15 protein-coding genes are annotated in these 13,543 nt (G+C 48.8%); 10 read left to right on the top strand and 5 right to left on the bottom strand.

Annotated features, from left to right (window positions below; translation table 11 throughout):
• Positions 1 to 2 precede the first annotated feature (2 nt).
• The 5 genes from mepA to hypT all read left to right on the top strand — a co-directional run bounded on the left by mepA (position 3) and on the right by hypT (position 4,422).
• Entirely contained in the window at positions 3 to 830 is an 828-nt protein-coding gene (gene mepA / locus CPY98_RS13875; protein WP_043494287.1) for a penicillin-insensitive murein endopeptidase, read from the top strand.
• Positions 831 to 1,120: 290 nt separating this feature from the next.
• Entirely contained in the window at positions 1,121 to 1,801 is a 681-nt protein-coding gene (locus CPY98_RS13870; protein WP_046448606.1) for a nucleoside recognition domain-containing protein, read from the top strand.
• Positions 1,802 to 1,805: 4 nt separating this feature from the next.
• Entirely contained in the window at positions 1,806 to 2,270 is a 465-nt protein-coding gene (locus tag CPY98_RS13865) for a YjiG family protein (RefSeq protein WP_025797773.1), read from the top strand.
• Positions 2,271 to 2,283: 13 nt separating this feature from the next.
• A complete protein-coding gene (iadA, locus tag CPY98_RS13860) occupies positions 2,284 to 3,447 on the top strand; it encodes a beta-aspartyl-peptidase (RefSeq protein ID WP_096388111.1) in 1,164 nt (387 codons plus the stop codon).
• A 78-nt stretch (positions 3,448 to 3,525) separates the two neighbouring features.
• Positions 3,526 to 4,422 (top strand): hypochlorite stress DNA-binding transcriptional regulator HypT, encoded by an 897-nt coding sequence (gene hypT, locus CPY98_RS13855; RefSeq protein WP_043494248.1) that lies wholly within the window; start codon positions 3,526 to 3,528, stop codon positions 4,420 to 4,422.
• Here hypT and CPY98_RS13850 read toward each other — a convergent pair.
• A complete protein-coding gene (locus CPY98_RS13850; protein ID WP_043494245.1) occupies positions 4,405 to 5,142 on the bottom strand; it encodes an aspartate/glutamate racemase family protein in 738 nt (245 codons plus the stop codon). The two genes, hypT and CPY98_RS13850, sit on opposite strands and share 18 nt — an antisense overlap.
• A gap of 345 nt (positions 5,143 to 5,487) precedes the next feature.
• Between CPY98_RS13850 and CPY98_RS13845 the strand changes: the two genes are divergently transcribed.
• The 3 genes from CPY98_RS13845 (at position 5,488) to CPY98_RS13830 (ending at position 7,397) form a co-directional block, all read left to right on the top strand.
• A complete protein-coding gene (locus tag CPY98_RS13845) occupies positions 5,488 to 6,300 on the top strand; it encodes a sulfite exporter TauE/SafE family protein (protein ID WP_043494243.1) in 813 nt (270 codons plus the stop codon).
• Between the two features lie 257 nt (positions 6,301 to 6,557).
• Complete coding sequence (locus tag CPY98_RS13835; protein WP_025797781.1) at positions 6,558 to 7,103, top strand: elongation factor P hydroxylase; 546 nt, start codon at positions 6,558 to 6,560, stop codon at positions 7,101 to 7,103.
• 18 nt (positions 7,104 to 7,121) lie between these two features.
• The gene (locus CPY98_RS13830; protein ID WP_025797782.1) at positions 7,122 to 7,397 is read left to right on the top strand and encodes a YfcL family protein; all 276 of its coding nucleotides are present in this window, start codon (positions 7,122 to 7,124) and stop codon (positions 7,395 to 7,397) included.
• Between the two features lie 142 nt (positions 7,398 to 7,539).
• Here CPY98_RS13830 and mnmC read toward each other — a convergent pair whose 3' ends face one another.
• Complete coding sequence (gene mnmC / locus CPY98_RS13825) at positions 7,540 to 9,558, bottom strand: bifunctional tRNA (5-methylaminomethyl-2-thiouridine)(34)-methyltransferase MnmD/FAD-dependent 5-carboxymethylaminomethyl-2-thiouridine(34) oxidoreductase MnmC (RefSeq protein ID WP_096388107.1); 2,019 nt, start codon at positions 9,556 to 9,558, stop codon at positions 7,540 to 7,542.
• A 173-nt stretch (positions 9,559 to 9,731) separates the two neighbouring features.
• Between mnmC and fabB the strand changes: the two genes are divergently transcribed.
• The gene (gene fabB / locus CPY98_RS13820; RefSeq protein WP_025797786.1) at positions 9,732 to 10,946 is read left to right on the top strand and encodes a beta-ketoacyl-ACP synthase I; all 1,215 of its coding nucleotides are present in this window, start codon (positions 9,732 to 9,734) and stop codon (positions 10,944 to 10,946) included.
• Between the two features lie 64 nt (positions 10,947 to 11,010).
• On the opposite strand, the gene CPY98_RS13815 is transcribed toward fabB, so the two are convergent.
• The gene (locus CPY98_RS13815) at positions 11,011 to 11,232 is read right to left on the bottom strand and encodes a YgdI/YgdR family lipoprotein (RefSeq protein WP_025797788.1); all 222 of its coding nucleotides are present in this window, start codon (positions 11,230 to 11,232) and stop codon (positions 11,011 to 11,013) included.
• Between the two features lie 216 nt (positions 11,233 to 11,448).
• Between CPY98_RS13815 and CPY98_RS13810 the strand changes: the two genes are divergently transcribed.
• On the top strand, positions 11,449 to 11,847 hold the full coding sequence (locus tag CPY98_RS13810; protein ID WP_096388105.1) for a VOC family protein: 399 nt from the start codon (positions 11,449 to 11,451) through the stop codon (positions 11,845 to 11,847).
• Between the two features lie 678 nt (positions 11,848 to 12,525).
• Here CPY98_RS13810 and asr read toward each other — a convergent pair.
• Together asr and CPY98_RS13800 are read right to left on the bottom strand one after the other, a co-directional pair.
• A complete protein-coding gene (gene asr, locus CPY98_RS13805) occupies positions 12,526 to 12,963 on the bottom strand; it encodes an acid resistance repetitive basic protein Asr (RefSeq protein ID WP_040046397.1) in 438 nt (145 codons plus the stop codon).
• A 168-nt stretch (positions 12,964 to 13,131) separates the two neighbouring features.
• Complete coding sequence (locus tag CPY98_RS13800) at positions 13,132 to 13,497, bottom strand: DUF4186 domain-containing protein (RefSeq protein WP_043494230.1); 366 nt, start codon at positions 13,495 to 13,497, stop codon at positions 13,132 to 13,134.
• Positions 13,498 to 13,543 lie beyond the last annotated feature (46 nt).

Raw genomic sequence — 13,543 nt, 5'->3', positions numbered from 1 at the left:
GAATGAAGCATTACATGGCGGGTTTGTTTGCGCTAGCCGTCAGCGCACAAGCGATGGCGCTCACGCCGTGGCAGCAAATTACTCAGCCCGTGCCGGGAGCGGCGCAGGCGATTGGTGGTTTCGCCAATGGTTGTATCGTAGGAGCGAACCCGTTGCCGCTACAGGCTAATGATTATCAGGTGATGCGTCCCGATCAGCACCGCTACTATGGACATCCAGATTTATTAGCGTTTATTAACCGTTTGGCGGGAGAAGTGAATCAACGCCAAATGGGGACGCTGCTGATTGGGGATATGGCGATGCCTGCCGGTGGGCGTTTCAACGGCGGCCATGCGAGCCACCAATCTGGCCTAGACGTTGATATTTGGCTACAGCTGCCTAAACAGCGCTGGAGCCAGCAACAGCTTTTGAAGCCAACGCCGATTGATTTAGTGGCGGTGAATGGCCGCAACGTGATCCCATCACAGTGGCGTCCTGAGACCGGTGAACTGATTAAGCTGGCGGCCAAAGATAACGAAGTGACGCGCATCTTTGTTAATCCAGCGATTAAACAAAAACTGTGTGACACCGCAGGCAGCGACCGTGATTGGTTGCGCAAGGTGCGACCTTGGTTTGCGCATCGCGCGCATATGCATGTGCGTTTGCGTTGTCCGGCAAATAGTCTGGAGTGCGAAGACCAAACGCCACCACCGGCCGGTGATGGCTGTGGTGCGGAATTGGCAAGCTGGTTCCAGCCACCGCCTCCGGGCAGTAAACCATCAAGGCCATCTACGCCACCACCGTTGCCACCATCGTGTCAGGCATTGTTGGATAACCACTTTGCGGGTTAATTCCGTGAAATAAAAACGCTCCTATTATGGGGCGTTTTTTTATCGTCATCCCCCTTGCTATGCGTTTTTTGCATAGCAAAAACCATTCTTGCATTTTCCCACGTTATTCATCACATGCTATGTTCGAAATCGATCATCTGACCACGCTATTTAAATTATTAAGCGCTCGGAGAAGTGCAGAATAGATTTTCATAAACATTATTAATCTATATCCCAAATAATTGACATTGCATCAAAACGGTAATTTCAAGTATGGCGGGATATATTTGCAAACACAGGGCAGGGAATATATGGCAAACCAAGAAGCAGAACTGGCAATACCCAGCCAGAAAATAAAAGTCACGTGGGTAGGCTACCTTTCATTTTTTCTCACCATTATTTTCTTTTCTGGTGTATTTTCCGGCAGCGATGGCTGGTGGCGAGTTTTTGATTTTACCGTTCTCAATGGTTCCTTCGGGCATGTAAACGGTGATAGTGCCAAGACAGCATTAACATTCCGAGGTGTAAATGGGACGGGCGCTAAAGATGGTTTTCTGTTTGCGCTTGAGTTGGCACCGTCGGTGATTTTATCGCTGGGAATTATTGCCGTTACCGATGGGCTCGGCGGCCTGCGCGCTGCCCAGCAGCTGATGACGCCCATATTACGTCCTTTGCTGGGTATCCCCGGAGTTTGTTCGCTGGCGCTGATTGCCAACCTACAAAATACCGATGCAGCAGCAGGGATGACCAAAGAACTGGCACAGGATGGTGAAATCACCGAGCAGGAAAAAGTTATTTTTGCCGCCTACCAAACCAGCGGAAGCGCCATTATTACTAACTATTTTTCATCAGGCGTCGCCGTATTTGCCTTTTTAGGAACGTCGGTAATTGTTCCACTTGGCGTTATTTTATTATTTAAATTTGTTGGTGCGAACATTCTGCGAATATATATCAATGTGGCTGAGCAGCGCGTAGTCAAAAATAAGGAATAAAACCATGACGGCTCAAGTACGTAAAAATGTGATGGATATGTTTATTGATGGCGCCCGGCGTGGCTTTACCATCGCAACAACGAATTTACTGCCTAACGTGGTGATGGCATTCGTTATTATTCAAGCATTGAAAATTACCGGATTGCTCACTTTAGTGGGCGACGTTTGTCAGCCGATAATGGCGCTATGGGGATTGCCCGGAGAGGCGGCGACGGTTTTGCTAGCGTCGTTGCTGAGCATGGGCGGTGCGGTTGGCGTTGCCGCCAGTTTAGTGACGGCGGGAACGCTCAGTGGACATGACGTTACGGTGTTATTACCTGCCATCTACTTGATGGGAAATCCGGTACAAAACGTCGGGCGTTGCCTCGGTACGGCTGAAGTTAACGCCAAATATTATCCCCACATTATCGGCATTTGCGTGATTAATTCACTGCTGTCGATCTGGGTTATGCAACTGATTGTGAGATAACGAGGATCCGGAAATGGACTTAACTTCCGCAGGATTTATGTTGTTACGTGGGGCTCAGGTTTATGCACCTCAGTCATTGGGTGTGCAGGATGTGTTACTGGCATATGGCAAGATTTTAGCCGTTGCTCCGCAGATCCCGAGCGATGTTTTGCCCGACTGTAAAATTGTCGATCTAAACGGCTTGATACTTTGTCCCGGATTTATCGATCAGCATATTCATTTCATCGGCGGCGGCGGTGAAGCAGGGCCTGCCACGCGCACGCCGGAGGTGCGTTTATCAAAGCTGGTTGAGGCGGGCGTGACAACGGCCATTGGCCTGCTCGGCACAGATTCGGTAACGCGACATCCTGAGTCATTATTAGCAAAAACACGTGCGCTGAACGAAGAGGGGATCACCGCCTATATGTTGACGGGGGCCTACAGCATTCCGTCGCCGACGATCACCGGCAGCATTGAGCGCGACGTGGCTTTGATTGACCGCGTTATCGGCGTGAAGTGCGCGGTATCCGATCACCGTTCTTCAGCGCCGCATGACGCCGCATTAGCGAACATGGCGGCTCAGTCACGGGTGGGTGGATTACTGGGTAACAAAGCGGGCATCAGCGTATTTCATATGGGAAGCAGCAAAAAAGGATTAGCGCCGCTCTACGCCATTCTGGAGAACAGCGATGTACCTATGAGCAAGCTGTTGCCGACCCACGTTAATCGCAGTGAAACCCTGTTTGATGCAGCCATCGAGTTTGCACTAAAAGGCGGGCATATCGATATCACCAGTGGGATCCCAGGCCCTGTTACGCCGTCACAGGCGGTGAAGCGAGCCGTAGACTCAGGCGTCGCGCTGGATTTGCTCTCTGTGAGTTCTGACGGTAATGGCAGCCAGCCCGTCTTTGATGCACAAGGCAACCTCACCGGTATTGGTGTGGCGGGCTTTGAGAGCCTGTTAGAAACGCTGGTGGCATTGGTTCAAGTTCAAAATATGCCGCTTGCTGATGCGTTAGTTCCCTTTACCCGCAGCGTGGCAAAATTCCTTGGGTTGGAAAGCAAAGGTGAAATTTCGGTGGGTAAAGACGCTGATTTCGTGGTGTTAACACCGGCGCTGGCAATTCATCAGGTTTACGCCCACGGGCGTCTGATGGTGCAAGAGGGCAAAGCCTGTGTGAAAGGAACCTTCGAATAACGGTTTGTCTGTTGTCGCGCCGATCCTCATGCTAATAGTATGTTTGGGAAGAGACTCGGTGCGACAACAGGAATTGAGATGAGCATTGTGCACAATATTGAAACGAAATGGCTGTATGATTTTTTAACCTTGGAGGAGTGCCGCAATTTTTCTCAGGCCGCGGTAAAGCGCAATCTGTCGCAGCCCGCTTTCAGCCGTCGAATTCGTTCCTTAGAACAGGCCGCAGGCGTCGAGCTATTCAACCGAGAAGTCTCCCCCCTACAGCTGACAGAACCCGGTAAGGTATTTCACTCGCAGGTACGAAATTTATTACAGCAGCTTGAAAGCAACCTCACCGAGCTGCGCGGCGGCAGCGATTTTATTGAGCATAAAATTAAAATAGCGGCTGCGCATTCATTATCCTTAGGACTGCTCCCCTCCATTGTGAAACAAATGCCGAGCCGGTTTGCCTACGCCGTTGAAGCGATAGATGTGGATAGCGCGGTTAACACGCTGCGTGAAGGGAAAAGCGACTTTATATTTTCCTATCACGACGAGTATTTATTGCAAGCACCTTTCGCACATATTCGCTTATTCGAAGCCCAACTGTTTCCGGTTTGCGCCTGTGATGCGCTAGGACAGCCACTCTACTCGTTGGAACAGCACGATTTTCCACTGCTAAATTACAGTCAAACGTCGTACATGGGACGTTTGGTCAATCGAATGTTGGCCAAAAATACGCATCTAAATTTTCGGACCGTATTTGTTTCATCGATGAGCGAGCTATTAAAGCAGGTTGCGCTAGATGGCTCTGGGGTGGCATGGCTGCCAGATTGTTTGATTTCACCTGAGTTGGCGCAGGGAACGTTGATACGTTTGGACGAAGAGGCGCTCACTATTCCTATTTATGCTTACGCGTACCGGATGGATACGCGTATGAGCATGACGGCGGAAAGCTTTTGGCGCGATCTGAAAAAACTATTCCACACCGAGTAATTCAGGGCGTTCAGCGGAAACCGTTTCCCCATTTTTTTCTTCGTACCAACGGATCGCCGCCCTCACCAGTGCGGCGGTTGAGTCAATAAAGGTACAGTTAAATCGCGCTACCTCGGTGTTGATAATCAGCGGGATTTCCGTACAGCCCATAATCAGCGTATCTACGCCACGTTCAATCAACGCCTCAATCTGCGGGAATAACAATGTTTGAGACAGCAAAAGATCGCCTGCCTTGTAGGCATAGATCGCCTGCATCACCGCGCGCTGATGTTTCCCTTCAGGAACGAATAACGTTTTCCCCTGCTGCACCAGTTTGCGTTGGTAAAGCCCGGTAGCCAGCGTGGCGTCGGTTGCTAGCAATCCTACGGTTTGGCTATGCTGAGGCAGTTCGGCCAATGTGGCATCCAGAATATTAATCATCTCGACATGGGCGCTGTGCTGAAGGCGTTCAAACCAGTAATGTGCGGTGTTGCAGGGAATGACGATGCACTCAGCGCCTGCGCCCTCGAGCATATGCAGATAGCGTTCAAGATAATCATAGGGCGAAGGGCCACCGGAAAGCAGACACGCGCTGCGGTCGGGAATATCCGGGATCGAGCAGGCAATAATCGGAATATGCTGCTGATCTTGCCCTACATGCCGAAAATGCACGAATTTACTCAGCATATCTGCCGTGGCGGCGGGGCCCATTCCACCGAGAATACCTATTGTGTGTTGCATATATTCAACCTCACTGATCGTTTACTTGCTTCACACACTATCAATCTGAACTTAAAAGGATAAATGCCGATTGCTTAGCCGCAATGCGCAAAACGCATAGGTAAATGAGCGCTAATAAAATGGTTATGAAAAATGATAATGAAGATTGGCGAGGGAAAGTTGAACATTGCTGGTTGTGATGTTTATTTTTTGTTACGTACAGCGTAAGGTGTGCGGCGAATCACAATACAGCACCCATTTCGCGCTGCTTACTCGGCGTCACCGGTGCGCTAAATAATAAGAATTCATGCTGCTAGATTCAGCGTGAACAACGAACAAATGTTTGGCAAGAAATATGGGTGATAGATGATGGATTTAATCAGTGGGCTACCGGTAAGTCCTGAACTATTAGGGATACTCTTTTTTGTCGCGATGCTGGCGGGATTTATCGATTCCATTGCTGGAGGCGGTGGGCTATTAACCGTTCCCGCGCTGTTAGCCGTGGGCGTGCCGCCAGCGCAGGCGTTAGCAACCAATAAGCTGCAATCGGTGGGCGGCTCGTTTTCTGCCAGCCTGTATTTTATCCGCCGTAAAGCCGTTGATTTAAACGACCAGAAACTGGTGATTGCGTTGACCTTTGTGGGGTCAATGATCGGCTCGATTCTGGTGCAGAATATTCGAGCTGATATTCTCCGCCAAATGCTGCCGCTGTTGGTGGCGGGAATTGGTGTCTATTTCCTGCTCACGCCGCGATTAGGTGAATCCGATCGTCTGCGCCGGTTATCGTATATCCCGTTTGCTATCGTGGCTGGCGGCTGCGTGGGCTTTTATGACGGCTTTTTTGGCCCTGGTGCGGGTTCGTTCTATGCGTTAGCCTATGTCACGCTATGCGGATTTAATCTCGCCAAATCAACGGCGCATGCCAAGGTTTTGAATTTTACTTCCAACGTGGCCGCGCTGATGTTTTTTATCATCGGCGGTAAAGTGATTTGGTCGATTGGTTTGGTTATGCTGGTGGGGCAGGTGATTGGCGCTAGAACCGGCGCAAAAATGGTGCTGAGTAAAGGGCAAAAGCTGATAAGGCCGATGATCGTGTTTGTGTCGTTGGCGATGACCTGCAAGCTGATGTATGACAACCATGGGCCAGAAATTATGCAATGGCTAGGTCATTGGTTCTAAATAACCACACTTTATTTGCGTATTAACGCTATTGATAGTGCGCCTTCGCGGTGAGCGTGAGATAATTTCCTCATATCCGTCATATTTGAAGCTGCATCAGCGTTGGCTGCACTCACTCACCCGAATCACTTACTTGAGTAAGCTCATCGGGATTCGCTCCTTTGCCGCCTTGATGCAACTCCAATTATCTTGGGTATGGGTTAGCGGTATCGTTACAACGATGCCGCTTTTTAATGATTTTTTTGTCGACGGCCATCATGTCTCAAACTCACCATTTTCAGCAATTAATCGATCTGTTCAATCAGACCTTCAGTGACGACTATCAAACACAGCTTGTAGCCGGTGACGATGAGCCGATCTATCTGCCCGCGGATGAAACATCACCTTTTCACCGCATCGTATTTGCTCATGGCTTTTACGCCAGCGCCCTGCATGAAATTTCTCACTGGTGTATTGCCGGTGAAGCGCGTCGTCAGCAGGTTGATTATGGTTATTGGTATTGTCCAGACGGTCGCGATGCCAAAACCCAGTGTGAATTTGAAGTGGTAGAGATTAAACCGCAGGCGTTTGACTGGTTATTCTGCGAAGCGGCAGGTTATCCGTTTAACGTCAGTTGCGACAATCTTGAGGGGGATTTCGATCCCGATCGCATCGCGTTCCAGCGAAAAGTGCGTGAACAGGTTCTCTGGTATTTAGAAAACGGCATTCCAGAGCGTCCAGCGCGCTTTATTCAAGCGTTACAATCGTTTTACAATACGCCAACGCTAACCGCTGATAGGTTCCCCTATCCGGAAGATTTATAATAATCCCGAGGACCCACGATGATCGCAGATTTTGAAACCCGCATTCTGGCGCTGATTGATGACATGGTTGAACACGCCAGCGATGACGAATTATTTGCCGGAGGCTATCTGCGTGGGCATTTAACGTTGGCAGTGGCTGAATTGGAAGCTGAAGGCGAACATACGCCAGCGGCGCTCAATGACGCGGTTCAGCACAGCCTGGATAAAGCCATTAAAGCCGGTGAGCTTTCGCCACCAGACCAGATTCTGGTGAACAATATGTGGGAATCGCTGTTTGCTAAGGTTTCTGGTTAAGCTTTCTGGCTAAGCTTCTGCATACTCTCTCTTAACCCTCTTTTTGCAAGGAAGGGCTGTTCGGTGCAAGTTGAAACCTGATCGGCTCCTCCCCCTGACAAAGGGGGAGGTTGGGAGGGGGTCATTACCGACGCATATCTAATTAAACCGCTTTTCCCTTCAATAACTTCCGTACCCACATTCTGTTCGGATTCAATGCGTCCAATACCTCTTGTTCCAGAGGTATCGCTTCGCCATAAATTTGCGCCGCGAGCACTTCAGCACATAACGGAGCGCTGCATAAGCCACGCGAGCCTAGCCCACCAATCATAAATAAATCGGGATAAACCGGTGCTGAAACAACGGTTTCAGGCGTGGATTTTTGCGCCATTAGATCCTGATAGTGCGCAAGCGTTGTGGCGTAGTTCGGCACGGCACCGACCATCGGCATGTGATCGCGAATGGCGCAGCGCACGCCAACGCGTGCTTCATTGCCGTTGATATCGACTTCGTTTGGCCATTCAACCTGAGGAAGACATTTTAATAGGCGGTCGCGATTTTCTTGTTGATCGGCTGCAGAGAAATCCAGATCGGTTTGATTACGCTGATAGCTGGCACCAATGCAGTGATGCTGATTGGTAGGGTTAACCGGCGTGAGATAGCCGTCGTAACACAGAACCTGTTTGAGTTGGCCTAAAACCGCATTAGTCGGAATATGACTCACCTGACCGCGCACCGCCGAAAGCGGTAGCGCCTCAGTTTGCGTGAAATGATTTAAGCGATGTCCGTTAGCCAAAACCACACAGCCGTGCTGTTTGCTCTCACCATTGCTGAAAGCCAGTCGCCAGCCTTTGTCATCGTGGGTCAGTTCCGTGAGCTCGGCGTTAAAATGAGTGACTAATCCCTGTGACTGAGCTAAATCAATCACGGCTTGGGTGAGCTGTGAAGGACAAAGCCAGCCACCGGCAGCGTAGGTTACGCCATCATGAGGAATGTCCAATCCTGCAAGCTGTGTGAGCGTGATCGCGTCGCCTTTTTCAGCCAGCCACTGCGGCCAGTCAGTGGCTAATATTTGTGTGATTTTATCGCTGCTTTTTTCATCCCAGCCCAGTTGGCTAACGCCGCACCATTGGTGATCAAACCTAAGACCACAGCTTAGCAATTCATCATATTGGCGACGCGCAAAGGCGAAGGCGCTAATGAAAAAGCGTTCTAACGGATTATTGCGCCCGTTAAGCAGCGGATAGAGGGCTCCTTGACGATTGCCCGATGCACCAAGCGCAGGTTGAGGATCGGCGCAGTATAGCGTGACATGGCTGCCGCGTTTGAGTAACGATAAGGCCGTTAGCGCGGAGGCGATACCTCCACCCACGAGGGCTATATCGTGGGTGTTTTGGGCTTTAGGGCGATCAAACCACGGCGCTGGCGAAGAGGCAGAAACCCTCTCTGCACGGATCCCGGTCAGCATTTCACGCTTTTGGCCAAAGCCTTTAACGCGCTGCACATCAAAGCCCGCCTCCTGTAAACCGCGACGCACAAAGCCTGCTGCGGTGAAGGTGGCAAAGGTGCCGTCTTTTTTTGCCAGCTTGACCATGGTGTCAAACAGCTCAGGCGTCCACATATCTGGGTTTTTTGATGGGGCAAAACCGTCTAGAAACCAAGCATCGATCTGTTCATTAAGGCTGTGAGGCAAAACGTGAATAAGCTCATTGACGTCGCCAAACCATAAATCAAGGGTGATCCGACCATTGGCTAAAAATACGCGGTGACAACCAGGCAGTGCAGCAGGCCAAACAGCGCACAGTTGTTCACTGAAATGTTTTAATTCAGGCCAGCGAGCGTGAGCAGCGGCAAGATCGTCAGCCAGTAATGGATATTTTTCGAAGCTGACATAATGAAGGTGCTTAAATGTGCTGTCAGGATGCTGTTGTTCAAAGGCATCAAAGGCTTGCCACAGGGTTAAAAAGTTAAGACCGGTGCCAAACCCCGTTTCCGCCACGGTGAAAGTACGCTCTTGTGCTTGCAGCCAGCGTTCTGCTAGATGATTACCCTGTAAGAATACGTAACGAGTTTCTGAAAGCCCGTCCTGATTGGAAAAATAAACATCATCAAACTGTTGCGAAACCGGTGTTCCCTGTTCATTCCAGCTTAATTTTGCATTCTGAATAATTGAATTGCTCACGGGTTTTTACTCTAAATACAGATATAAAGGGATTTTAACGGTCTCTGACAGGGACGGCAAATATGCCTCCATCTGGTTCAACCACATCTGATCGGACTTGCTCGGCGTACAAGTGTACGCTAAAGTGCGTCTCAAAATCCCGAATGAACAATATCTGTGTAAGAGGTTAAGACATGAAACGTGCAGTAATTACTGGCTTGGGCGTTGTTTCCAGCATCGGTAACAACCAGCAGGAGGTTCTGGCGTCTCTGAAAGAAGGGCGTTCGGGTATCACCTTCGCGCCTGAACTTAAAGAGGCCGGTATGCGTAGCCACGTATGGGGCAACATCAAGCTGGATACCACCGGCATGATTGACCGTAAAGTGATGCGCTTCATGAGTGATGCATCTATTTACGCTTACCTCTCCATGCAGGAAGCGATCAAAGATTCTGGTTTAGCCGATGATATGGTTTCTAACGACCGTACTGGCCTGATCGTCGGTTCCGGCGGTGGTTCTCCACGCAATCAGGTTGCAGGCGCTGACGGCATGCGTTCACGCGGCCTGCGTGGCGTTGGCCCATACATGGTGACCAAAGCAATGGGTTCTGGCGTGTCTGCTTGCTTGGCAACACCGTTCAAAATCCGTGGCGTTAACTATTCCATCAGCTCTGCGTGTGCGACTTCCGCTCACTGTATCGGTAACGCGGTAGAGATGATTCAACTAGGTAAGCAAGACGTTGTGTTTGCTGGCGGCGGCGAAGAGCTGTGCTGGGAACTGGCTTGTGAATTTGATGCGATGGGCGCGTTGTCAACTCAGTACAATGAAACCCCAGATAAAGCATCACGTACTTATGACACCAAACGTGACGGTTTCGTTATCTCTGGCGGCGGCGGTATCGTGGTTGTTGAAGAACTGGAACACGCTCTGGCACGTGGCGCACATATCTATGCTGAAATCGTTGGCTACGGCGCAACTTCAGACGGCTACGATATGGTTGCTCCATCAGGCGAAGGCGCTGCACGCTGCATGCGTATGGCAATGAAAGATCTGGATGCACCAGTGGATTACCTGAACGTACACGGTACTTCTACACCGGTGGGCGACGTGAAAGAACTGGGTGCGATCCGTGAAGTCTTCGGCGACAACACCCCAGCGATTTCTTCAACCAAAGCCATGACAGGTCATGCTCTGGGTGCCGCTGGTGTTCACGAAGCTATCTACACCTTGCTGATGTTGGAACACGGTTTTGTGGCGCCAAGCATCAACATTGAAGAGCTGGATGAGCAGGCTCAGGGGATGAACATCGTAACTGAGCCAACTCAGCGCGATCTGAATACCGTGATGTCTAACAGCTTTGGCTTCGGTGGAACTAACGCCACGCTGGTCATGAAGAAATTCCAGAAGTAATTCGTTTACCGATGGCATAAAAAAACCCGCAAAATGCGGGTTTTTTGTTTTTAGCGGCTTTGATTTATTCTTTTTCAATCATCTGCGCAACGTCATTGGTATTGATCTGGCGATTGACACCATCCTGATCGACGTAGCTTGTCATCCCTGTGTCTTTATCAATTTTCGGTTTCCCCTGTGTGACGATCATCTCCCCGGATTTCGTCGACATCACATAATCGCTGGAACAACCGGCAACCATTAAAACCGCTGCGCCGATACAGAGCATCGAAAGAATTTTTTTCATTTTATGTCATCCTTTTAGTGAATCTTTTACAAGCATAGATCATAACAGGTGGATGCAATGCGATTCGCCCGCAAAAAATGAAATAATCCTTACAAATCATGTCAGATGTGTCGCTAGGCCGACAAACTATCGTAGCAAAAGAGCGCGGGCAAGCGTTCAGCCAGCGAGGTAGAGAATGATCGCCTATGCTTATGACATGAGGCATGGAGTGAAATAATGACACATAAAAATAATCGCTTACGTATAGCAAGGCCAACAAACCGCCTAGATCTTATCGCACAGATGTACTGCAAAGGACTCGATTTCGACGTGCTGGGCCATTTTAACGATCATCAGGGATTTGACGGCGTGATCGTGGGGCATCCCCATCATGCCTACCACCTTGAGTTTACGCACCACCGGGGGACTACGGTTCCAGATGCACCAACGGCGGATAATCTGCTGGTGTTCTATATTGCTGATGAAGCCGAATGGCGAGCAGCCTGCACAAAAATGAAGTTGGCTGGATTTCTTGTGGTGGTTTCATATAACCCATATTGGGATCAACATGGTAAAACGTTTACCGATCTCGATGGCTATCGGGTTGTGCTACAGAATACTGATTGGGATAGATGATTTTAGTTTTATCAAAACTTATTCAGCAGAGAATTAAGTGAATCTCATGCGTAACAGAATGATAATAAAATAGGCGCTAATTTACTATGAGATTCTAAATTACTCATGGACGCAGTATTTTGTTTGAGAATAAAATATGCGTTTTTTAAATGGATTTTATTTTTGAATATATAAATATCATATATCAATAAAAATTAAGTTTTCGAAGACAAAAACCAAAATCACAATATGAGCCGCAACGTAGGCGGCGCTGCGCAAGGTTAGCTGCTTAAAAAATAACTTAAGTAATAAGCTGGTTAAAATGATCATTCTGACATCCCTGTGATTAATGGTTTTTAATTTTGAAAAATTAAAATAATGAACGTTATTACTTTTGAGTGATATCTATTAATTATTTTCCGACATTCTATCTATTATCAATACCCATAATCAAGATATGGAATAAGAATAAATAAGTATATTCTTAGCTAAATTAAATAGAGCGAAAGATTAGCGCATAGAGCACTAAAGAATTTTATTCTTGATATGAGGTGAGAGTCTGGATGAAGCGTTTGGATTGAAGGTTGTCAGTGGCGTTATATGGTGATACGGCTCGGCAATTGTGGTTTTTAAGCGGAGAGTTTAAAAAGTAAGGCCGCAGAGTTATCTGCGGCCTTACTGATATCTAAGCGTTGAGACTTATGCTTTTGGTGCTGCAGCAGTAGCTGGTGCTGCTTTTTTGTGATGCTGAGCTTTTTTAGCAGCCTGAGCTTTCTGAGCTACTGGTGCTGCTTTTTTGTGATGCTGAGCTTTTTTAGCAGCCTGAGCTTTCTGAGCTACTGGTGCTGCTTTTTTGTGGTGCTGAGCTTTTTTAGCAGCCTGAGCTTTCTGAGCTACCGGCGCTGCTTTTTTAGCGTGTTTGGTTTTTTTAGCGGCCTGAGCTTTTTGCTCGGTGGTTGCTTTTTTGTGGTGCTTCGCTTTTTTGTGGTGAGTGGTGCTAGTTGCTTTGGCAGCAGGTGCGGCAGCGGTCGTTGAAGACGCAGCCGGAGCAGCTGGAGCAGCGGTTGTTTCAGCAGCGAAAGCAACAGAAGACAGACCCATAGTAGCAGCAACAACCAGAGCTAAAACTTTTTTCATTTTCCATTCCTCAAGAATTTGTTTTTCGTAAGCCCCTCGGTGGAGCCGGTGAATGAATAATAGGAGGATGGATGTCAACTTTCCGTAAGTGTTTGGTGTCGGTACGTAACAGCATGTACAACCTGTACATTGAAAGGAAAATAAAAAGGTAAATAGAAAGGAAAATTGCTAAGGGTGGCCGCTGGTTTCACTCTCAATCCAGTGCGCGATAAAATTCACAACGTACTGTTTTTCTTCTTCGTTTAACGCTTTTCCCTGTGGAATGCGATGCCATTTTTCTAAACATCCACGGCAGCAGGTTGCCGTAGCATGCTGCGCCACGAACACTGGATGTCCGCGCATCGGGGTCTGCTTGCCATCGTTTTCAGGGAACGCGGGCGCTAAGCGGGCATCTATAAAATCATAAGCATGGGACAAAATCACCGCGGTGCCTTTTTGTTGTAGGTAGGCACTGTCTTTGGCGTTGAGATGAAACTTCATGCGAAAAGGGGAGCGCTGTAGGCGTGCCCAGATATTTTCAGCAGACTGATACACAACAAAATCCTAAATCTGGCGAGTAACTGACAGGGTTACGATCCTC

This window comes from Hafnia sp. CBA7124 (assembly GCF_002355555.1).
Taxonomy (GTDB): domain Bacteria; phylum Pseudomonadota; class Gammaproteobacteria; order Enterobacterales; family Enterobacteriaceae; genus Hafnia; species Hafnia alvei.
Note: the sequence above shows the minus strand (reverse complement) of the source record. Positions and strands in the feature narration are given on the sequence as shown.

Coding starts and splice junctions, on each gene's coding strand:
- mepA (WP_043494287.1), top strand. CDS start 3: ATGAAGCATTACATGGCGGGTTTGTTTGCGCTAGCCGTCAGCGCACAA.
- CPY98_RS13870 (WP_046448606.1), top strand. CDS start 1,121: ATGGCAAACCAAGAAGCAGAACTGGCAATACCCAGCCAGAAAATAAAA.
- CPY98_RS13865 (WP_025797773.1), top strand. CDS start 1,806: ATGACGGCTCAAGTACGTAAAAATGTGATGGATATGTTTATTGATGGC.
- iadA (WP_096388111.1), top strand. CDS start 2,284: ATGGACTTAACTTCCGCAGGATTTATGTTGTTACGTGGGGCTCAGGTT.
- hypT (WP_043494248.1), top strand. CDS start 3,526: ATGAGCATTGTGCACAATATTGAAACGAAATGGCTGTATGATTTTTTA.
- CPY98_RS13850 (WP_043494245.1), bottom strand. CDS start 5,142: ATGCAACACACAATAGGTATTCTCGGTGGAATGGGCCCCGCCGCCACG.
- CPY98_RS13845 (WP_043494243.1), top strand. CDS start 5,488: ATGATGGATTTAATCAGTGGGCTACCGGTAAGTCCTGAACTATTAGGG.
- CPY98_RS13835 (WP_025797781.1), top strand. CDS start 6,558: ATGTCTCAAACTCACCATTTTCAGCAATTAATCGATCTGTTCAATCAG.
- CPY98_RS13830 (WP_025797782.1), top strand. CDS start 7,122: ATGATCGCAGATTTTGAAACCCGCATTCTGGCGCTGATTGATGACATG.
- fabB (WP_025797786.1), top strand. CDS start 9,732: ATGAAACGTGCAGTAATTACTGGCTTGGGCGTTGTTTCCAGCATCGGT.
- CPY98_RS13815 (WP_025797788.1), bottom strand. CDS start 11,232: ATGAAAAAAATTCTTTCGATGCTCTGTATCGGCGCAGCGGTTTTAATG.
- CPY98_RS13810 (WP_096388105.1), top strand. CDS start 11,449: ATGACACATAAAAATAATCGCTTACGTATAGCAAGGCCAACAAACCGC.
- asr (WP_040046397.1), bottom strand. CDS start 12,963: ATGAAAAAAGTTTTAGCTCTGGTTGTTGCTGCTACTATGGGTCTGTCT.